The organism is Pseudomonas sp. C5pp (assembly GCF_000814065.1).
GTDB lineage: Bacteria > Pseudomonadota > Gammaproteobacteria > Pseudomonadales > Pseudomonadaceae > Aquipseudomonas > Aquipseudomonas asiatica.
On record NZ_JWLN01000006.1, the window covers coordinates 42026 to 61601 of the forward strand.

18 protein-coding genes and 1 other RNA gene are annotated in these 19576 nt (G+C 64.1%); 4 read left to right on the forward strand and 15 right to left on the reverse strand.

Going from position 1 to position 19576, the window contains the following annotated elements; all coding sequences use genetic code 11:
* Window positions 1-4 precede the first annotated feature (4 nt).
* The 15 genes from RR51_RS06565 to rsmI all read right to left on the reverse strand — a co-directional run bounded on the left by RR51_RS06565 (window position 5) and on the right by rsmI (window position 15877).
* Window positions 5-874 (reverse strand): cell division protein FtsQ/DivIB, encoded by an 870-nt coding sequence (locus tag RR51_RS06565; RefSeq protein WP_012274056.1) that lies wholly within the window; start codon window positions 872-874, stop codon window positions 5-7.
* Window positions 875-878: 4 nt separating this feature from the next.
* Window positions 879-1835: a D-alanine--D-alanine ligase gene (locus RR51_RS06570; RefSeq protein ID WP_015271707.1), complete on the reverse strand. Its 957-nt coding sequence runs from the start codon at window positions 1833-1835 to the stop codon at window positions 879-881.
* Complete coding sequence (gene murC / locus RR51_RS06575; RefSeq protein WP_003260781.1) at window positions 1832-3280, reverse strand: UDP-N-acetylmuramate--L-alanine ligase; 1449 nt, start codon at window positions 3278-3280, stop codon at window positions 1832-1834. The genes RR51_RS06570 and murC overlap by 4 nt, the downstream gene beginning before the upstream one ends.
* Window positions 3273-4352, reverse strand: coding sequence for an undecaprenyldiphospho-muramoylpentapeptide beta-N-acetylglucosaminyltransferase (murG, locus tag RR51_RS06580; RefSeq protein ID WP_039612998.1), 1080 nt, complete (start codon window positions 4350-4352; stop codon window positions 3273-3275). The genes murC and murG overlap by 8 nt, the downstream gene beginning before the upstream one ends.
* Window positions 4342-5556, reverse strand: coding sequence for a putative lipid II flippase FtsW (gene ftsW / locus RR51_RS06585; RefSeq protein ID WP_015271709.1), 1215 nt, complete (start codon window positions 5554-5556; stop codon window positions 4342-4344). The genes murG and ftsW overlap by 11 nt, the downstream gene beginning before the upstream one ends.
* Window positions 5553-6899, reverse strand: coding sequence for a UDP-N-acetylmuramoyl-L-alanine--D-glutamate ligase (gene murD / locus RR51_RS06590; protein ID WP_039613069.1), 1347 nt, complete (start codon window positions 6897-6899; stop codon window positions 5553-5555). Before murD ends, ftsW begins: the two co-directional genes overlap by 4 nt.
* Before the next feature lie 6 nt (window positions 6900-6905).
* Window positions 6906-7988: a phospho-N-acetylmuramoyl-pentapeptide-transferase gene (gene mraY / locus RR51_RS06595; protein ID WP_023661969.1), complete on the reverse strand. Its 1083-nt coding sequence runs from the start codon at window positions 7986-7988 to the stop codon at window positions 6906-6908.
* Window positions 7988-9355 carry a UDP-N-acetylmuramoyl-tripeptide--D-alanyl-D-alanine ligase gene (locus RR51_RS06600; protein WP_039612999.1) on the reverse strand — a complete coding sequence of 456 codons (1368 nt, stop codon included), beginning with the start codon at window positions 9353-9355 and terminating at the stop codon, window positions 7988-7990. The genes mraY and RR51_RS06600 overlap by 1 nt, the downstream gene beginning before the upstream one ends.
* Entirely contained in the window at window positions 9348-10838 is a 1491-nt protein-coding gene (locus RR51_RS06605; protein ID WP_177328645.1) for a UDP-N-acetylmuramoyl-L-alanyl-D-glutamate--2,6-diaminopimelate ligase, read from the reverse strand. Before RR51_RS06605 ends, RR51_RS06600 begins: the two co-directional genes overlap by 8 nt.
* A complete protein-coding gene (locus tag RR51_RS06610; RefSeq protein WP_161551483.1) occupies window positions 10835-12577 on the reverse strand; it encodes a peptidoglycan D,D-transpeptidase FtsI family protein in 1743 nt (580 codons plus the stop codon). Before RR51_RS06610 ends, RR51_RS06605 begins: the two co-directional genes overlap by 4 nt.
* Window positions 12577-12870 carry a cell division protein FtsL gene (gene ftsL, locus RR51_RS06615; RefSeq protein ID WP_003260787.1) on the reverse strand — a complete coding sequence of 98 codons (294 nt, stop codon included), beginning with the start codon at window positions 12868-12870 and terminating at the stop codon, window positions 12577-12579. The genes RR51_RS06610 and ftsL overlap by 1 nt, the downstream gene beginning before the upstream one ends.
* A complete protein-coding gene (gene rsmH, locus RR51_RS06620; protein WP_003260788.1) occupies window positions 12867-13814 on the reverse strand; it encodes a 16S rRNA (cytosine(1402)-N(4))-methyltransferase RsmH in 948 nt (315 codons plus the stop codon). Before rsmH ends, ftsL begins: the two co-directional genes overlap by 4 nt.
* Window positions 13811-14266 (reverse strand): division/cell wall cluster transcriptional repressor MraZ, encoded by a 456-nt coding sequence (mraZ, locus tag RR51_RS06625; protein WP_004575120.1) that lies wholly within the window; start codon window positions 14264-14266, stop codon window positions 13811-13813. The genes rsmH and mraZ overlap by 4 nt, the downstream gene beginning before the upstream one ends.
* A 308-nt stretch (window positions 14267-14574) precedes the next feature.
* Window positions 14575-14934, reverse strand: an RNA gene (rnpB, locus tag RR51_RS28490) — RNase P RNA component class A.
* 67 nt (window positions 14935-15001) lie between these two features.
* The gene (rsmI, locus tag RR51_RS06630) at window positions 15002-15877 is read right to left on the reverse strand and encodes a 16S rRNA (cytidine(1402)-2'-O)-methyltransferase (protein WP_039613000.1); all 876 of its coding nucleotides are present in this window, start codon (window positions 15875-15877) and stop codon (window positions 15002-15004) included.
* 186 nt (window positions 15878-16063) lie between these two features.
* Between rsmI and RR51_RS06635 the strand changes: the two genes are divergently transcribed.
* From RR51_RS06635 to RR51_RS06650, 4 genes are all read left to right on the forward strand, one after another.
* Window positions 16064-17881 carry a penicillin-binding protein activator gene (locus RR51_RS06635; protein ID WP_039613001.1) on the forward strand — a complete coding sequence of 606 codons (1818 nt, stop codon included), beginning with the start codon at window positions 16064-16066 and terminating at the stop codon, window positions 17879-17881.
* Window positions 17881-18252 (forward strand): YraN family protein, encoded by a 372-nt coding sequence (locus tag RR51_RS06640; protein ID WP_039613002.1) that lies wholly within the window; start codon window positions 17881-17883, stop codon window positions 18250-18252. The genes RR51_RS06635 and RR51_RS06640 overlap by 1 nt, the downstream gene beginning before the upstream one ends.
* A gap of 86 nt (window positions 18253-18338) precedes the next feature.
* The gene (locus tag RR51_RS06645; RefSeq protein WP_028635193.1) at window positions 18339-18932 is read left to right on the forward strand and encodes a phosphoheptose isomerase; all 594 of its coding nucleotides are present in this window, start codon (window positions 18339-18341) and stop codon (window positions 18930-18932) included.
* Window positions 18929-19507: a BON domain-containing protein gene (locus RR51_RS06650; protein WP_015271720.1), complete on the forward strand. Its 579-nt coding sequence runs from the start codon at window positions 18929-18931 to the stop codon at window positions 19505-19507. Before RR51_RS06645 ends, RR51_RS06650 begins: the two co-directional genes overlap by 4 nt.
* Window positions 19508-19576: the final 69 nt, after the last annotated feature.

Consider the following 19576-nt stretch of genomic DNA (forward strand, 5'->3'; position numbering starts at 1 on the left):
CTCTCTAATTCTTCGCAACGGCGGGTTGGGCCGTCGTCGGTGCAATCGGTTCCCGCCAACCAACGGCAAGTCCGTTGGAGTAACGCAGATCAATGCGGGCGATAGTGGTGATCTGGTCTTTGAGTGTCTTGTCGTAAATGGCAATGAAACGGCGCATCTTCTCCACCAGATGGTCGCGCCCCAACAGCAGCTCGATGCCCGGCCCGGCGCTGCTCGCGCCCGTGGTCAGGAACCAACTGCCTCGCTCGCGCAGCTCCAGGCGAGCGATGGAAAAGCCCAGGGGGCGCAGCATCTGGCTCAATACCTGATACTGCTGCATGACTTGTTGCTGAGCACGCTGCGGCCCGGCCAGCTGCGGCAGGTGCTCGTAGTTGGCCAGTTCGCGCGGGGTGAAAGCCTGGCCCTGGTTGTTGAGCAAGGCTTCGTCACCCCAGCGCGCCACCGGCAACTGTTCTTCCAGGCGGATCACCACCTCGTCTGGCCACACCCGGCGCACTTCTGCATGGGCGATCCACGGCATCTGCTCGAGTTCTGCGCGCATCGCCGGCAGGTCGACGCTGAAGAAGCTCGCTGCCACATAGGGCGCGATACGCTGCTGCACCGACTGCTGGCTGATGTAGCTGAGGTCGCCCTGCACGTCGATCTTGGTGATCGGCCGGTCGGCATATGGCATCAGGCGAATGGCGCCCTCGTAGGCGCCAAAACCGGCCGCCACCAACAGCACCGGCCACAACAGGCGCTTGAGGCCACCCAGGCTTGGCCGCGGCAGGCGCGCCGATACGGGCTCGTCGGCCACCAGCCTGCTGGCACCACGCGGCACCGGCTTGCTACGGCCGGTAACGGGTTGCTGCTGACGTATCATCGCGCCTTGCATGGTTTTAACCTCGCGTCGCCACGCTCTCGGCCAGGATCGCCAGCACCAGTTGCTGGAAGTCCAGGCCGGCCGCGCGGGCCGCCATGGGCACCAGGCTATGGTCGGTCATGCCGGGTGCGGTGTTGACTTCGAGCAGCCAGAACCGGCCCTGCTCGTCCTGCATCACGTCCAGCCGCCCCCAGCCTTCGATGCCGATGGCATCGCAGGCACGCGCGGTCAGGTCGATCAGTTCCTGTTCCTTGACGCTGTCCAAGCCGCAGGGAATGCGATACTGGGTATCGTTGGCGATGTACTTGGCGTCGTAGTCGTAGAACACGTGCGGCGTACCCAGGGCGATCGGCGGCAGCACCTGGCCGCGCAATACCGCGACGGTGAACTCCGGCCCGTGGATCCACTGTTCCACCAGTACCTGGGAATCGTATCGGGCGGCATCCTGCCAGGCGGCGACCAGTTCCTGGGCGCTGTTCACCTTGGCCATGCCGATGCTGGAACCTTCATGGGCGGGTTTGACGATAAGCGGGAAGCCCAGTTCCGTACTGGCCTGCAAACAATCGCTTTCGCTCGCCAGCACCGCGTGGCGCGGGGTCGGAATGCCCAGGCTCTGCCACACTTGCTTGGTGCGCAGCTTGTCCATGGCCAGTGCCGAGGCAAGGATGCCACTGCCGGTATAGGGAATGCCAAGGCACTCGAGCAGGCCTTGCATGCTGCCGTCTTCACCGCCACGGCCATGGAGGATGATGAAGGCGCGGTCGATCTTTTCGCTTTGCAGGCGGTCGAGCAGGTCGTCACCCACGTCGATGGCGACCACGTCGACACCGGCGGTGGTCAGCGCGTCGATCACTGCGGCGCCGGACTTGAGCGACACTTCGCGCTCGGCGCTCTTGCCGCCGTACAGCACCGCGACGCGGCCGAACGCCTTGACGTCCAGGGTCGAGTGCAGTTTGTCGTAGGCGCTGGTCATTTCGACTTCTCCTGCTTGGCGCCAGCGAACAGCGGGCTTTTCATCAATTGAGGGGCCAGGCCGCCGACATCACCGGCACCTTGGCAGATCAGGATGTCGCCAGCGCGCAGCAGTGGCTTGACCAGTGGCGCAAGGTCGACACCACGTTCGATGTAGATCGGGTCCAGCTTGCCGCGCTGGCGGATGCTGTGGCACAGCTGGCGGCTGTCGGCGCCGGGGATCGGCTCTTCGCCAGCCGGGTAGACTTCCATCAGCAGCAGCACGTTGGCATCGCCCAGCACCTGGACGAAATCGTCGTACAGGTCGCGGGTACGGCTGTAGCGGTGCGGCTGGTAGACGATCACCAGGCGGCGGCTTGGCCAACCGCCGCGCACGGCCTGGATCACCGCAGCCACTTCGGTCGGGTGGTGGCCGTAGTCGTCGACCAGCATCACGCTGCCGCCTTCGACCGGCAGTTCGCCGTACACCTGGAAGCGGCGGCCGACGCCCTGGAACCCGGACAGGCCCTGGACGATGGCTTCGTCAGTGATGCCTTCGTCGGTGGCGATGGCGATGGTGGCCAAGGCGTTGAGCACGTTGTGGTTACCGGGCATGTTCACCGACACCTCCAGCGGCTCGCGATCACGACGCAGCACGGTGAAGTGGGTCTGCATGCCCATCTGGCGAACGTTGATGGCGCGGACGTCAGCCTCGTCGCTGAAGCCATAGGTCACGGTCGGGCGCTTGACCTGTGGCAGGATCTCGCGCACCACCGGGTCGTCCAGGCACATAACGGCCAGGCCGTAGAACGGCAGGTTGTGCAGGAATTCGACAAAGGTTTTCTTCAACTTGTTGAAGTCACCTTCGTAGGTCGCCATGTGGTCGGCGTCGATGTTGGTGACCACGGCCACCATCGGCTGCAGGTGCAGGAAGCTGGCATCGCTCTCGTCTGCTTCGGCAATCAGGTAGCGGCTGGTACCCAGCTGGGCATTGGTGCCGGCAGCGGTCAGGCGGCCACCGATGACGAAGGTCGGGTCCAGGCCACCGGCGGCGAACACCGAGGCCAGCAGGCTGGTGGTGGTGGTCTTGCCATGAGTGCCGGCAACGGCCACGCCATGCCGGTAGCGCATCAGCTCGGCGAGCATCTCGGCACGCGGCACCACCGGAATGCGCCGCTCGAGGGCGGTGGCGACTTCCGGGTTGGCTGGGTTGATAGCGCTGGAAACCACCAGCACATCGGCAGTGGCGGCGTTCTCGGCGCGGTGGCCGACGAAAATCTCGGCGCCGAACGACTCCAGACGCTCGGTGACCGGCGAAGCCTTCAGGTCGGAACCGGACACTTCATAGCCCAGGTTCAGCAACACTTCGGCAATGCCGCACATGCCCACGCCGCCGATACCGACGAAGTGGATACGGCGGATACGGCCCATCTTTGGCTGGGGCATGGCTTTCTGGCTTTCAACCATGGGCCACCTCCAGGCAGATATCGACCACGGTGCTGGTTGCGGCAGGTTTGGCCAGGCGCCGTGCGGTGCCTGCCATGACGTTGAGTTTCTCGGGTTGCATCAGCACCTCGTTCAGGCGTTCAGCGAGCTGCGCTGCGCCAGTTGTCGCTTGTGGCATCAGGAAGGCAGCGCCTTCCCGGGCCAGATATTGGGCGTTGTGGGTCTGGTGGTCGTCGATCGCATGGGGCAATGGCACCAGCATCGAAGGCAGGCCCGCTGCCGCCAGCTCACTGACGGTCAAGGCGCCGGCCCGGCACACCACAATGTCGGCCCAGCCATAGGCTTGGGCCATGTCCTTGATGAAAGGCTCTACCTGAGCCTCGACGCCCGCCTCGCGATAACGCTCGGCGGTGGCCGGCGCGTGTTGCTTGCCGGCCTGGTGGAAGACCTCTGGCCGCAGCGCGGGGGGCACTTCGGACAGGGCCTTAGGCAACAATTTGTTCAATGGTTCCGCCCCCAGGCTGCCGCCCATCACCAGCAGGCGCGCACGGCGCTCGGCCAGCGGCGCGCGCAGGGCGTCCATGAACAGCTCCGGGCGCACCGGGTTGCCGGTCGTGCGCAGTTTGTCGCTGGCGGCGAAGGTGGCCGGGAAGGCTTCGCACACGCGGGCAGCCAGCGGCAGCAGCAGGCGGTTGGTAGTACCGGCGCGGGCGTTCTGCTCGTGGATCACCAGCGGTACGCTGCACAGGCGCGCGGCCACGCCGCCTGGGCCGGTCACATAGCCACCGAAGCCGACCACGCATACCGGCTTGAGCTCACGCACGATACGCCGCGCCTGCAGCACGGCCTTGACCAGGGTGAACGGCGCCTTGAGCAACGACAGCTTGCCCTTGCCGCGAAGGCCGCTGACCTGGATCAGATGCAACGGCAGGCCGGCCTGGGGCACCAGTTCGTTCTCGATGCCACGCGGGGTGCCCAGCCAGTGCACGCTGTAACCGCGCGCCTGGAATTCACGGGCGCAGGCCAGGGCCGGGAACACGTGGCCCCCGGTGCCGCCCGCCATGATCAGTACGTTCCTGCCGTCAGCGGCCATGATTGGTCTCCTCGGCAAAATCGCTTTCGCTGAATTCGTGCTCCTCACTACCCAGGTGCGTACGGCTTTCCCACTCGATGCGCAGCAACAGGCCCACGCAGGCACAGCAGATCACCAGCGAGCTGCCCCCGTAGCTGAGGAACGGCAGGGTCAGGCCCTTGGTCGGCAGCAGGCCGACGTTCACACCGATGTTGATCAGGAACTGGCCGATCCACAGGAAGGCCAGGCCGAACGCAACATAAGCGGCAAAGAACTGTTTGGCTTTTTCAGCCCACAGGCCGATATACAGGGCACGCACAGTCACGAATACGAACAGCGCGATAGTCAGCAGCGAGCCGACCACGCCAAGTTCTTCGGCCAGTACCGAGAACACGAAGTCGGTGTGCGCTTCAGGCAGGTAGAACTGCTTCTGCACGCTGTTGCCCAGACCAACGCCGAACCACTCGCCACGGCCGAAGGCAATCAGCGCCTGGGTCAGCTGGTAGCCCGAGCCGAACTGGTCGGACCACGGGTCGGTAAAGGTAATCAGGCGAGCCATACGGTAAGGCTGCGCCTGTACCAGGACGAACACCGCAACCACCGCCAACACCACCATCAGGCTGAAGCGGAACAGCCCCACCCCGCCGAGGAACAGCATGGCCGCCGCCGCGCCCATCATCACCACGGTGGCACCGAAGTCCGGCTCCATCAGCAGCAGGGCAGCCATGGGCAGCAGCACGATGAATGGCTTGAAGAAGCCCATCCAGGTTTCGCGTACCTCGGTCTGCCGGCGCACCAGGTAGCCGGCCAGGTAGATGACCACGAACACCTTGGCTATTTCCGAAGGCTGCACGTTGAAGAAGCTGAAGCCGATCCAGCGCATGGAACCGTTCACTTCGCGGCCGATACCCGGCACCAGCACCAGCACCAGCAGGCCGAAGGCCCCCAGGAGCATCAGGAAGCCCATACGCTGCCAGGTGGCGATCGGCACCAGCATGGTGGCGCCACAGGCGACCAGCCCAAGGAACACGTACACCAAGTGGCGGAACATGTGGTAAAGCGGGTTGCCAGACTGCACCGCAGCCACTTCCGAGGACGCCGAGGTGATCATCACCAGGCCCAGGCCCAGCAAAGCCAGGCAGCCGGCGAGCATCGCGAAGTCCAGGTCGATGCCACGGCCGCTGATCAGCGGCGACGGATAGGGCTTGAGGATGCCAAAGATCATGCAAGACCTCCCGCTGCCTGGGCGAACAGGCGCCCGCGCTCTTCGAAGTTCTTGAACATGTCGAGGCTGGCGCACGCCGGCGACAGCAGCACGGCATCACCCGCCTGGGCCAGTTCGGCGCATTGCTGCACGGCGTCGTCAAGGGTCTTGACGCGGACCAGTTGCACGCCGTCACCCAGGGCTTCGGCCAGGCGCTCGGCATCACGGCCAAGCAGTACCACGGCACGGCAGAAGCGCTTGACCGGCTCGCGCAACGCGGCGAAGTCGGCGCCCTTGCCGTCGCCACCGGCGATCAGCACCAGTTTGCCTTCGATGTCGGCACCCAGGCCTTCGATCGCGGCCAGGGCAGCACCGACGTTGGTGGCCTTGGAATCGTCGTACCAGTTCACGCCGTTGCGCTCGCGCACCCACTGGCAACGGTGGGCCAGGCCGCCGAACTCGCGCAGCGCCTCGAGCATCGGTTCGAACGGCAGGCCGGCAGCATGCCCCAGGGCCAGTGCCGCCAGGGCGTTGCTCTGGTTGTGGGCGCCACGAATCTTCAGCTCACGCGCCGGCATCAGCGCCTGGAACTCGAACGCCAGGTATTTCTCGCCGTCCACTTCGCGCAGGCCGAAGGCCTTGAAATCCGGTTGGTTGAGACCGAAGGTCCAGCATGGGCGGCCTTCCACCGGCAGCGGCCGGCTCAGGGCGTCCTGGCGGTTGACCACGACCTGGCGGGCACCACGGAAGATCCGGTGCTTGGCCAGGTGGTAGGCCGGCAGGCCGCTGTAGCGGTCCATGTGGTCTTCGCTGATGTTCAGCACGGTGGCCACTTCGGCGTTGAGCTGATCGGTGGTTTCCAGCTGGAAGCTGGACAGTTCCAGCACGTAAAGCTCGACGTCATCGGCCAGCAGGTCCAGCGCCGGGGTACCGAGGTTGCCGCCCACCGCCACGCGCTTGCCCGCCTTGGCGGCCATTTCGCCAACCAGGGTGGTGACGGTGCTCTTGGCGTTGGAGCCACTGATGGCAATGATCGGGGCCTTGGCGTGGCGGGCGAACAGTTCGATGTCACCGGACAACTTCACCCCACGCGCGGCCGCCTGCTGCAGGGCCGGGGTGGCCAGGGCCAGGCCGGGGCTGACGTACAGCTCGTTGGCGCGGCACAGGAAGTCCACGTCCAGTTCACCACAGCGCACTTCCACCTGCGGGTAATCACGGCGCAGGGTGTCCAGTTCCGGCGGTTGCTCGCGGGTGTCGGCGACCGCAAAGGCAATGCCCCGGCTCGCCAGGAAGCGAACCAGGGACATGCCGCTCTTGCCGAGGCCGACAACGATGCGGAATTGGTCGGAAGCGATCAAGGACACGCTCATCTACCTCAGTTTCAGGGTTGCAAGGCCGATCAGCACCAGGATCACGGTGATGATCCAGAAGCGGACGATCACCCGTGGCTCTGGCCAGCCCTTGAGTTCAAAGTGGTGGTGGATCGGCGCCATGCGGAACACGCGCTTGCCGGTCAGCTTGAAGGAGGCAACCTGGATCACCACCGACAGGGTTTCCATGACGAACACGCCGCCCATGATGAACAGCACGATTTCCTGGCGGACGATCACGGCGATGGTGCCCAGCGCGGCGCCCAGCGCCAGCGCGCCGACGTCACCCATGAATACCTGCGCCGGGTAGGTGTTGAACCACAGGAAGCCCAGGCCGGCACCGATCAGCGCGCCGCAGAACACGATCAGCTCGCCCGAGCCCGGCACATAGGGGATCAGCAGGTATTCGGCGAACTTAACGTTGCCCGACAGGTAACAGAAGATGCCCAGGGCGCCGCCGACCATCACCGTCGGCATGATCGCCAGGCCGTCGAGGCCATCGGTGAGGTTGACCGCGTTGCTCGAACCGACAATGACGAAGTAGGTCAGCACGACGAAGCCGATGCCCAGCGGAATGGTGACATCCTTGATGAACGGCAGGATCAGCGTGGTTTCGACGCTGGTCGGCGCGGTCTTGTACAGGAAGATGGCTGCAGCCAGGCCGAATACCGACTGCCAGAAGTACTTCCAGCGGCTTGGCAGGCCACGCGAGTTCTTTTCGATCACCTTGCGGTAGTCATCGACCCAGCCGATGGCACCAAATGCCAGGGTAACGATCAGCACCACCCACACATAGCGGTTGGTCAGGTCGGCCCACAGCAGCGTGCTGACGGCGATGGCGGACAGGATCAGCGCCCCACCCATGGTCGGGGTGCCGGACTTGGACAAGTGCGATTGCGGGCCGTCGTTACGCACGGCCTGGCCGATCTGGCGGATTTGCAGGGTACGGATCATCCACGGCCCCAGCCACAGCGCCAGGGACAACGCGGTCAGCACACCCAGAATCCCGCGCAGGGACAGGTACTGGAAGACCGCGAAGCCTTTGTGGAACTGTTGCAGATACTCGGCCAACAGCAGCAGCATTAATGTTTCTCCCCGCTGGCACCGCACAATGCCGCCACGACGTTTTCCATCGCAGCGCTGCGCGAGCCCTTGATCAAGATAGTGGTGTCGCTGGCATTCTCGGCGCCAACCGCGTCGATCAGCTCAGCTTGAGTAGCGAAATGGCGGCCATTGGCTCCGAACGCCTTGACCGCGTGTGTCATGTTGGAACCCACTGCGTACAGGGCGTCGACCTTGCCACGCGCGTAGTCACCCACCTGACGGTGGCCTTCTTCCGCCCATTGCCCCAGTTCGCCGATATCCCCAAGCACCAAGACGGTGCGCCCGGAAAAGCCGGCGAGTATATCAATGGCCGCGCACATGGAGGTGGGATTTGCGTTGTAACTGTCGTCGATCACCCGCACGCCGTTCGGCGCAATCTGCGCCACGGTACGGCCCTTGACCGGTTGCACGGCAGCCAGGCCTGCGGCGATGCCGCTCAGGCTCAGACCAACGGCATGGGCAGCCGCAGCGGCAGCCAGGGCATTGCTGACGTTGTGCTCACCGAGCACATTGAGTTGCACGTCTACCGTGTCGCCAGCGCCATGGAGCTTGAACGACGGGCAACCACGGGCATCGCGGCCGATGTCAGAGGCATGGAAGTCGGCCATTGGATTGTTGCGGGCAAAGCTGAAGACCTTGTGCGCGCCGGCACGTGCCTTCCATATATCAAAGGCCTTGTCGTCCAGGTTGAGGATGGCGATACCGCCCTCGCCCAGGCCTTCGAGAATCTCGCCCTTGGCTTCGACGATCTTTTCCGGGCCGCCGAACTCGCCAACGTGGGCGGTGCCGGCGTTGTTGATGATGACCACCTGGGGCCGGGTCAGGCCGACGGTGTAGCGGATCTCGCCAATGCGCGAGGCGCCCAGCTCGATCACCGCGGCGCTGTGCTCGGGGGCGATCTCCAGCAGGGTCAGCGGCGCGCCGAGGTCGTTGTTCAGGTTGCCGCGGGTGGCGTGCACCAGGCCACGGGTGCGCAGGATGCTGGCGAGCATCTCCTTGACCGTGGTCTTGCCGCTGGAACCGGTGATGGCCACCACCGGCTTGTCGAAGGCAGCACGGTTCAGCGCGCCAAGCTGGCCGAGGGCCAGGCGGCAATCGGCGACCAGCAACTGCGGCAGGTCGACATCGGCCACTTCACGCTCGACCAGGGCCGCGACAGCGCCCTTGGCCTTCACATCGGCCAGGTAGTCGTGGCCATCGAAGCGCGGGCCGGCCAGGGCGACGAACAGTTGCCCGGCGCCAACACTGCGGCTGTCGATGCTGACGCCGGTGAAGGAGGCGTCGGCACCGACTTGTTGACCACCCAGCGCTTTGGTCAGCTGGCTGAGTGACATCGGCTTAAGCATGTGGAGCCTCCCAGCCTGCAAGTGCCTTTTCGGCCTCGGTCAAATCGGAGAAATCATGACGCTCGCCATTGATCTCCTGGTAATCCTCGTGCCCCTTGCCGGCCAGCACGATCACATCGTCGGCAGCGGCGGTGGCAATCAGGTGCGCTATGGCTTCGCCACGACCGGCAACGAACTCGACCTCGGCAGGCTTGGCGAAACCCGGGCGGATGTCGTCAAAGATGCGCAGCGGGTCCTCAGTACGCGGGTTGTCGTCGGTGACCAGCACGCGGTCGGCCAGGCGCTCGGCCACTTCGGCCATCAGCGGGCGCTTGCCGCGGTCTCGGTCGCCGCCGCAGCCGAACAGGCACAGCAGCTTGCCGTGCGCATGCGGGCGCAGGGCTTCGAGCACTTTCTCGAGGGCGTCCGGGGTGTGCGCATAGTCGACCACCACCAACGGCTTGTCGCCCCCACCCAGGCGCTGCATACGGCCGATAGGCCCCTGCAGTTTCGGGGTAACCTTGAGGATTTCGTCCAGCGCATAGTCCAGCGCCAACAGAGTCGCCACGGCGGCGAGCATGTTGCTCAGGTTGAAGCGGCCCAGCAACTGGCTGCGCAGGGTACGTTCGCCCTGGGCGGTGACCAGGGTGGCGCGCACGCCATCGTCATTGAACACGGCTTCGCGGCAGAACAGCGAGGCCTCCGGGTTCTCCAGGCTGTAGCTGAGCAACCGGGTCTCGATATGGTCGACACTCGGGCGGCGGGCAAAATCGGCGGCCAGGCGACGGCCGAAATCGTCATCCAGGTTGACCACCTGGCAACGCAGGCTCGGCCAGGCGAACAGCTTGGCCTTGGCGGCCTCATAGGCCTCCATGCTGCCGTGGTAGTCCAGGTGGTCGCGGGACAGGTTGGTCATGACCGCGATGTCGAATTCCAGAGCGGCGACCCGGCCCTGCTCCAGCGCGTGGGAGGAAACCTCCATGGCCACGGCTTTGGCGCCACCTTTCTTGAGGTCATTGAGGGTCGACTGTACGGCGATCGGGTCGGGCGTGGTCAGGCGGCCACTCTGCAGCTCACCATAGAAGCCGGTACCCAAGGTGCCGATCAGGCCACAACGCTGGCCAAGCAAGTCCAGCGCCTGGGCCACCAGCTGGGTGACGCTGGTCTTGCCGTTGGTACCGGTAACGCCCACCAGGTTCAGCTGGCGGCTCGGTTCGCCATAGAAGCGACCTGCGATATCCGAAAGCTGGGCGATCAGGCCCTTGACCGGGATGAGCGGCACATCGGTGATTGGCAGGACGCTCGTGCCCTGCTCTTCATAGGCTACGGCGGCAGCGCCACGCGCCAGAGCATCGGCGATATGCTCGCGGCCATCGACCTTGGCGCCCGGAACAGCCAGGAACAGATCACCCGGGCGCACATTGCGGCTGTCCAGCGTCAGTTCACGGATCAACGGGTCACGGCTGGCGTGAGCGAAAAGCTTGCTCAATGGCATTGTCATCATCCACGCCCTCCCTTGGCGGTTGCAGCAGCATTGACTTGCGATTGTTCTACGGGCGCCGGTGGAGGCAGGTTGTCTGGCGGAACGTTCATCAGGCGCAGAGTGCCGGACATGACCTTGCTGAATACCGGTGCCGAAACCAGACCACCGAAGTAACCGCCCTTGCCAGGCTCATCGATCACCACGACGATGGCGTAGCGCGGGTCGCTCATCGGCCCGAAGCCGGCGAACAGCGAGCGGTAGGCGTTTTCGGTGTAGCCCTTGGAGCCGACGGTGGCCTTACGGGCGGTACCTGACTTGCCGGCCACGTGGTAGAACGGCACCTGGGCGCGGAACACGCCGCGCGGTGCTTCGATCACCTGTTGCAGCATGCCCTGAATGGTTTCGGCGGTTTCCTTCGGAATGGCCTGCACCGCTTCCGGGGCCTTGTCGACCTTGAGGATCGACAGCGGCACCATCTTGCCGTCGTTGGCCAGCGCCGCGTATGCATGCACCAGCTGCAGGGCGGTCACCGACACGCCATAGCCATAGGACAGGGTCGCAGTCTCGGCCTTGCGCCACTCGCGATGGTTGGGCAGGTTGCCGACGCGCTCGCCGGGGAAGCCAAGGCCGGTGTACTGGCCCAGACCGACCTGGGACATGACCCGGTAGATGGCCTCGCCGCCGATGTCGAAGGCGATCTTGCTCATGCCGACGTTACTGGAGTTGATCAGGATACCGGTCAGGTCGAGGATCGGGCCTTCGCTCCTGGACACGTCCTTGATGGTGTAGCGACCAATTTGCAGGCTGCCCGGGTACACCTCGACCTTGTCGGTCGGCTTCCAGCGGCCACTTTCCAGTGCCGCACTCATGGAGATCGGCTTGACCGTGGAGCCCGGCTCGAACACGTCGATGATCGCGCGGTTACGCATGGCGGCCGGGAACATGCTGCGGCGGTTGTTGGGGTTGTAGGTCGGCTGGTTGACCATGGCCAGGACCTCACCGGTCTTGACGTCCATGATCACCAGGCTGCCCGCCTTGGCATCCTGTTCGGCAATGGCGTTGCGCAGCTCGCGGGTGGCCAGGTACTGCAGGCGCAGGTCTATCGACAACGCCAAGGTCTTCCCGGCCTTGGCGTTCTTGGTTACCTGGATGTCCTTGATCAGCCGGCCGCGCCGGTCCTTGATCACCTGCCGCTTGCCGGGTACGCCAGCCAGCCATTCGTCATAGGCCAGCTCCACCCCTTCGCGACCGTGGTCGTCAAGGTCGGTGAAGCCGACCATGTGCGCGGTGACATCACCGGCCGGGTAGAAGCGGCGGAATTCTTCCAGGCCATACACGCCCGGCACTTTCAGGTCGAGCACATGTTGGCCCTGCTCCGGGGTCAGGCCGCGGACCAGGTAGATGAACTCTTTGCTGGCCTGCTGGGTCAGGCGCTCGGTCAGCTGCTGCGGGTTCTGCCCCAGTGCTGCTGCCAGCTGCGGCCAGCGGTCCTTGGAGGCCTGCATTTCCTTGGGGTTGGCCCACAGGGTGGTGACCGGGGTACTGACCGCCAACGGTTCACCGTTACGGTCGGTGATCAGGCCGCGGTGAGCCGGGATAGGGATGTGACGCAGGCTGCGCGCATCGCCCTGCCCCTTGAGGAAGTCACGGTCGACTACCTGCAGGTCGATGATGCGCCAGCAGATGGCACCGACCATCAGCGCCAGCAAGCCGATCACCACGCGGAAGCGCCAGGGGTAGAGTGCGCCTTCGAGCTTCATCATGGCGCCACCATCCGCACTTCGTCAGCCGAAGGTACGCGCATCTTCAGTTGCTCGGAAGCCAGGTTCTCGATGCGACTGGCGGCGGTCCAGGTGCTTTGTTCGAGAATCAGCCGGCCCCATTCGGCCTGGGCCTTGTCACGTTCGTTCAATTCGCCGTACAGCGTGTTGAGCAACTGACGGTTCCAGTGCGCGCTGTAGGACACGGCGATGGCCGAAACCAGCACGGCAACGAACAGCAGAAGCATCAGGAAGCTTCCGCCTGGCAAAGGTTTGGCAAACAGCCTGCTCACCGCAGCTTCTCCGCCACCCGCATAACGGCGCTGCGCGCCCGCGGGTTGGCCTTGAGCTCGGCGTCGGAAGCGAACTGAGCCTTGCCGATGAGCTTGATTTTCGGCTCGAAGACCTTGTGCTGTACCGGCAGGTTGCGCGGCAGGTTGTCAGCCTCGCCCTTGGCCAGCTTGCGCATGAACAGCTTGACGATGCGGTCTTCCAGAGAATGGAAGCTGATCACTGCCAGGCGGCCGCCCACTTCCAGCGCATCGATCGCGGCCTCCAGGCCTGTCTCGAGATCACCCAGTTCGTTGTTGACGTGAATGCGCAGGCCCTGGAAGGCGCGGGTCGCCGGGTTCTTGCCCTTCTCCCAGGCCGGGTTGGCCACCTTCAGCACCTCGGCGAGGTCGCCGGTGCGGGTGAACGGTTGCTGTTCGCGGCGCTGCACCACGGCGCGAGCCATGCGCTTGGCGAAACGCTCTTCGCCGTACTCCTTGAACACACGGGCTATTTCTTCTTCAGGTGCAGTGGCGATGAACTCGGCGGCGCTGATGCCCTGGTCCGGGTTCATGCGCATGTCCAGCGGGCCATCATTGAGGAAGCTGAAGCCCCGCTCGGGGTCATCCAGCTGCGGCGAGGAAACGCCCAGATCCAGCAATACGCCGCTGACCTTGCCATCCAGGCCACGCTCGGCCACTTCCGCGCCCAGCTCGGCAAAGCTGCGCTGCACAATGACAAAGCGGCCGTCTTCGGCCGCCAGCGCTTGCCCCGTGGCAATCGCCTGTGGATCTTTGTCGAAACCCAGCAGCCGCCCTTGCGGCCCGAGCTTGCTGAGAATCAGCCGGCTGTGCCCGCCACGGCCAAAGGTGCCGTCCAGATAGCAACCGTCGGCGCGCAGGGCCAATGCCTCGACAGCTTCGTCGAGCAGGACGGTAATGTGGTTGAAGCCGCTATCTATGGTCACAGGATCAGGTCACGCAATTCGTCGGGCATGGCGCCCGGTTGTTGAATAGCTGCAAGGTCTGCTGCCGAAACCGCGTTCCAGGCATCTTCATCCCACAGCTGGAATTTGTTCAGTTGCCCTACCAGCATCGCCTTCTTGTCGAGCTTGGCGTACTCACGCAGACGGGGCGGTACCAGGAAACGCCCACTGCCATCGAGCTCCAGGTCAACCGCGTTACCGATCAGCAAACGCTGAAGGCGGCGGTTTTCCTCACGCAACGATGGCAAGGCACGCAACTTGGCTTCTATCTGTTCCCACTCATCGAGGGGATAAACACACAAGCAGGGGTCAACGGCGTCGATGGTCACGATCAGCTGACCATTGCAACGCGAATCGAGCTCGTCACGGTACCGGCTCGGCATGGCGAGACGGCCCTTGGCATCGAGGCTGACGGCGTTGGCTCCGCGGAACACGGCTGCGATTCCCCACAATGTTAGCTTTTTTGTGCCAGAAAACCCACTTCATCCCACTTTCTGCCACTTGCGCACACTATAGGAATCCGCCCGCAGCACCGTCAAGGCACGTTCGGAAGGAAAAGCCTTACAGGACCGAGATTTAGCGCAATAAAGGAATGCGGAAGGACTACCGAGCAGAAAAAAACACGAGAAAAATCAAACCCGCGCAGGCGAATGGAGTTCGAAGTTAAAGTGATTTATTAAGAGTAAGATTTTTTCGGTATTACCAGAGGGCATCTGCTATCGAATAAAGCAGGGAGGGAAAGGTGGAGAGTCGATCTGTAAGCCGGGTTTTGTCGAGGACAGTCATTCCTCTACGACGGCCATCACTGGACGCCTCTAGCAACCTACCCGGTTCCGACGCGGGCCACGCCTGATGGAACCCTATTTGGTCTTGCTCCGAGTGGGGTTTACCTAGCCACTAACTGTTGCCAGCCGTGCGGTGCGCTCTTACCGCACCTTTTCACCCTTACCGGCACCGAAGTGCTTAGGCGGTTATTTTCTGTGGCACTTTCCGTAGGCTCGCGCCTCCCAGGCGTTACCTGGCACTCTGCCCTATGGAGCCCGGACTTTCCTCCCCCTGCTGTTGCGGAACAAAAGCAGGCAGCGACTGTCCGATCGACTCTCCACCGCCAAGATTAACGGCACGCGCGCCCAAGAACAAGCAATACCGGCATTTATATCAATATGCCACTATTCGGTTTTCTGCTTTTCCAGTGCAAGTTGATACAGCAGGTTCTTGCGCACCCCGGTAATTTCCGCAGCCAGCGCCGCCGCCCGCTTGAGTGGCAGCTCGGCCAGCAGCAGGTCGAGCACCCGTTGCGCTTCGGCACTGATCGCCTGTTCGCCCTCCGGCGCACTCCAGCCACCAACCAGTACCACGCACTCACCGCGCTGCTGGTTGCTGTCACCAGCAACGAAGGCGCGAAGCTCGGCCAGGGGCAGGCCCTTGAGGGTCTCGAAGGTCTTGGTCAGTTCACGCGCCAACAGCGCCGGGCGCTCGCCACCGAATACCGCTTCCATGTCTTCAAGGCATTCCAGGATACGGTGCGGGGCCTCGTAGAAGATCAGCGTGCGCGGTTCTTCCTTTACCTGCTCCAGGCGCGCCCGCCGTCCCGCCGCCTTGGCCGGCAGGAAGCCTTCGAAGATGAAACGGTCCGACGGCAGGCCGGCTGCCGACAGCGCGGCGATCAGAGCGCAGGCGCCCGGCACCGGGACCACATTTACCCCCGCAGCACGCGCCTGGCGCACCAGGTGGTACCCCGGATCGGAAATCAGCGGCGTGCCGGCATCGGAAACCAACGCCACATTCTCGCCTGCCAGCAGCTTGGTGAGAAAACGCCCGCCCTCGTCACGCTCGTTGTGTTCATGGCAGGCCGCCAGCGGCGTGTCGATGCCGAAGTGCTGCAGCAGACGGACCGAATGACGGGTATCTTCCGCCGCGATCAGGGCCACGTCCGCCAGCACCTTCAGCGCCCGGGCACTCATGTCGTCGAGGTTGCCGATAGGGGTTGCGACCACATACAGCGTCCCCACCGTGGATTTCGAAGCCCCTGCCACATCAGTCACTGCGCACACCTGTCGTTCGGATCAAAGGCGCCATTGTAGCCCGAGCGCCTGCAACAGGGCGCAAAGAACTTCGCCGACGACCGATGACAGGCCTCCTATAGTGAAGGATCGACACGGCAACATCGCGCCCCGGCCAGCGCTTGGGTACAATTGCCGGCCACCTTGATCGAGTAACAGGACCTTTACATGATCGCTTGCCTGCGGCTGTTCACAGCCCTCTGCCTTGCTGCCTTGCTGGCAGCCTGCGCCAGCTCGCCCTCATCCAGCCTGGGCGAACTGCCACGCACCCCGGACGCCAGCATCGAGCAACTGCTCGAAAAGGCTGCTTCCAGCAAGTCCGCGGAAGACGCCGCGCTGCTGCGCCTGAGCGCAGCCGACCTGGCCTACAGGCAGAAGGACTTCCCACGCGCCGCACGCATCCTCGAGCAGGTGCCGCTGGACACACTCAAGCCGGCCCAGCAAGTGTTCGCCAGCACCCTCGGTGCCGAGCTGGCCATGAGCCGCAACCAGCCCAAGGCTGCCCTGGCCGCTCTGGCCCACCCCAGCCTGCAGCGCGTCGCCGAACTGCCGGAAGAACAGCAAGCGCGCACCTACAGCGTGCACGCGGCCGCCCTCGAAGCCGATGGCCAGGCCCTCGCCGCCGCGCAACAGCGCGTGCTGCTGGGCCCGCTGCTCAGCGGTCAGGCCGCCAGCGCCAACAATGACGCCATCTGGGCACTGGTCGCCTCGCTGCCGGCAGAGCAACTGCAGCAGCCAGGCAACGACCAGACCCTTGCCGGCTGGACCAGCCTGGCCTTCGCGGTAAAAAGCGCCGGTACCCTGGAACAGCAGCAAGCGGCGATCGACGCCTGGGTCAAACAGCACCCGGACCACCCGGCCGCCCAGCAACTGCCGCTGGCTCTGACCAAGCTCAAGGAGCTGGCCAGCCAACCGCTGACCAAGATTGCCCTGCTGCTGCCTCAGGAAGGCCCGCTTGCCGGTGTTGCCCGCGCCCTGCGTGACGGTTTCATGGCTGCACACTTCCAGGCCCAGCAAGCCGGCCAGCAGGCGCCAGCCGTGCAGGTATTCGACAGCTCGCGCATCGGCTCGCTCGACGACTTCTATCGCCAGGCCCAGGCCGCAGGCGTACAGTTGGTCATCGGCCCGCTGGAAAAACCGCTGGTCAAGCAACTGGCTGCCAAGCCACAACTGCCGATCACCACCCTGGCCCTGAACTACGCCGACGCCGGCCAGAAGGCTCCACCGCAGCTGTTCCAGTTCGGCCTCGCTGCCGAAGACGAAGCCCGTGAAGTGGCCCGTCGCGCCCGCGCCGATGGCATGGTCCGCGCAGTTGCCCTGGTGCCGAGCGGCGAATGGGGCGATCGTGTGCTTGCCGCCTTCCGCCAGGACTGGGAAGGCAACGGTGGCACTCTGCTCGCCGCCGAACGCATCGCCCAGCCGGTCGCATTGGCCCAGCAGATTGCCGACCTGTTCCAGTTGCGCCAGAGCGAAGGCCGCGCCAAGAGCCTGCAGAGCACGGTAGGTGGCAGCATCGCCGCGCAGCCGTCGCGCCGTCAGGACATCGACTTCATCTTCCTCGCCTCGACCCCGCAACAGGCCCAGCAGATCAAGCCGACCCTGAACTTCCAGTACGCCGGTGACGTGCCGGTCTACGCCACTTCGAACCTGTATAGCGCCAGTGGTGACGTCAACCAGTACAACGACATGAACGGTATCCGCTTCTGCGAAACCCCGTGGCTGCTCGATACCAGCAACAGCCTGCGCCAGCAGGTCGTGCAGCAATGGCCGCAAGCGGCAGGCAGCCTGGGCCGCCTGTATGCCATGGGCGTCGACGCCTACAGCCTGGCGCCGCGCCTGGGCCAGCTGAAAGCGCTACCGGACAACCGCGTACTGGGCCTTTCGGGCAGCCTGAGCATGAACGCCAACCAGCGTGTCGAGCGCCAGCTACCTTGGGCCGAGTTCGTCGGTGGCCAGGTCCAGCTACTGCCTGACACTCCTCGCTGATGGCAGCAGCGTCGCCCACCAGCGCCGGGCAGGCAGCGGAAAGCCAGGCCCTTGAATATCTTCAAGGGCAGGGCCTGCAACTGCTGGCGCGCAACTGGCGATGCAAAGGCGGTGAGCTTGATCTGGTCATGCTCGACGCCGATACAGTAGTATTCGTCGAAGTCCGCTACCGGTTGCACGCGGGCTTCGGTGGCGCCCTCGGCAGTATCGACGGGCGCAAGCAGAAACGGTTGGTGCTCGCCGCCAGCCTGTTCCTGCAGAAGGAGCCCCACTGGGGCAACCACCCCTGCCGCTTCGACGTAGTCGCCCTGCAGGGCAGCCACCATGCAGGCAGACCGCTTCAATGGCTGAAAAACGCCTTCGAATGCTGAACCCATTCCGATTTTTTTGCTCTATGTTTCGCGGGCTGGTCGTTGTTGCGCGTAGCAAAGGCCACCGCCCCACTTAAGGTCACCAGATGGACATGCAATCCCGAATTCGCCGGCTATTCCAGGCCAGCATCGATACCAAGCAACAGGCAATGGACATCCTGGCACCGCACATCGAGCATGCCAGCCTGGTCATGGTCAACGCGCTGCTCAACGAGGGCAAGATGCTCGCCTGTGGCAACGGCGGCTCGGCCGGCGATGCCCAGCACTTTTCCTCCGAGCTGCTCAACCGCTTCGAGCGCGAACGCCCGAGCCTGCCGGCCATCGCGCTGACCACCGACAGCTCGACCTTGACCTCGATCGCCAACGACTACAGCTACAACGAAGTCTTTTCCAAGCAGATCCGCGCGCTGGGTCAGCCCGGTGACGTTCTGCTGGCGATCTCCACCAGCGGCAACTCGGCCAACGTGATCCAGGCGATCCAGGCCGCACATGACCGCGAAATGATTGTCGTAGCATTGACTGGTCGCGATGGCGGCGGCATGGCTTCGCTGCTGCTGCCTGAAGACGTGGAAATCCGCGTACCTTCGACGGTTACCGCGCGTATCCAGGAAGTCCACCTGCTGGCGATCCACTGCCTGTGTGATCTGATCGACAGCCAACTGTTCGGGAGTGAAGAATGACCCCTATGCGCCTCGGCCTTATGGCCCTGACCCTGTGCCTGAGCGTCACTGGTTGCAGCTCGGTACTGACCTCTACCCGCAATTCGCCGATCGAGGACGATCGCGGAACGCGCACCATCGGCAGCAAGATCGACGACTCGCTGATCGAAACCAAGGCTTCGGTCAACATCGCCAAGGCCAGCCCTGACCTGGACAAAGGTTCGCACATCGTTGTCAGCAGCTACAACGGCATCGTCCTGCTGGCCGGCCAGACACCACGCGCCGACCTCAAGAGCCTCGCCGAGCAGACTGCCAGCCAGGTACAGCGCGTCAAGAAAGTGCACAACGAGCTGCAGGTGATGCAACCCTCCTCCATCCTGGCGCGCAACAACGACGCCTGGCTGACCACCAAGATCAAGACCCAGATGCTGACCGACAATGCCGTGCCCAGCTCGCGCATCAAGGTGATTACCGAGAATGGCATCGTTTACCTGCTCGGCCTGGTGACCCAGCAGGAGGCCAACTCGGCCACTGCCGTGGTACAGGGCGTGTCGGGTGTGCAGAAGATCGTCAAGCTGTTCGAGTACATCGACTGATTCATCAGCCTGTGCTGGCCTCTTCGCGGGCTTGCCCGCGAAGAGGCCAGCACAGGCAAGCACAACACC

Bases quoted from the DNA above. Each gene is read 5' to 3' on its own strand.
- RR51_RS06565 (WP_012274056.1), bottom strand. From the start codon at position 874: ATGCAAGGCGCGATGATACGTCAGCAGCAACCCGTTACCGGCCGTAGC.
- RR51_RS06570 (WP_015271707.1), bottom strand. From the start codon at position 1,835: ATGACCAGCGCCTACGACAAACTGCACTCGACCCTGGACGTCAAGGCG.
- murC (WP_003260781.1), bottom strand. From the start codon at position 3,280: ATGGTTGAAAGCCAGAAAGCCATGCCCCAGCCAAAGATGGGCCGTATC.
- murG (WP_039612998.1), bottom strand. From the start codon at position 4,352: ATGGCCGCTGACGGCAGGAACGTACTGATCATGGCGGGCGGCACCGGG.
- ftsW (WP_015271709.1), bottom strand. From the start codon at position 5,556: ATGATCTTTGGCATCCTCAAGCCCTATCCGTCGCCGCTGATCAGCGGC.
- mraY (WP_023661969.1), bottom strand. From the start codon at position 7,988: ATGCTGCTGCTGTTGGCCGAGTATCTGCAACAGTTCCACAAAGGCTTC.
- RR51_RS06600 (WP_039612999.1), bottom strand. From the start codon at position 9,355: ATGCTTAAGCCGATGTCACTCAGCCAGCTGACCAAAGCGCTGGGTGGT.
- RR51_RS06605 (WP_177328645.1), bottom strand. From the start codon at position 10,838: ATGATGACAATGCCATTGAGCAAGCTTTTCGCTCACGCCAGCCGTGAC.
- RR51_RS06610 (WP_161551483.1), bottom strand. From the start codon at position 12,577: ATGAAGCTCGAAGGCGCACTCTACCCCTGGCGCTTCCGCGTGGTGATC.
- RR51_RS06635 (WP_039613001.1), top strand. From the start codon at position 16,064: ATGATCGCTTGCCTGCGGCTGTTCACAGCCCTCTGCCTTGCTGCCTTG.
- RR51_RS06640 (WP_039613002.1), top strand. From the start codon at position 17,881: ATGGCAGCAGCGTCGCCCACCAGCGCCGGGCAGGCAGCGGAAAGCCAG.
- RR51_RS06645 (WP_028635193.1), top strand. From the start codon at position 18,339: ATGGACATGCAATCCCGAATTCGCCGGCTATTCCAGGCCAGCATCGAT.
- RR51_RS06650 (WP_015271720.1), top strand. From the start codon at position 18,929: ATGACCCCTATGCGCCTCGGCCTTATGGCCCTGACCCTGTGCCTGAGC.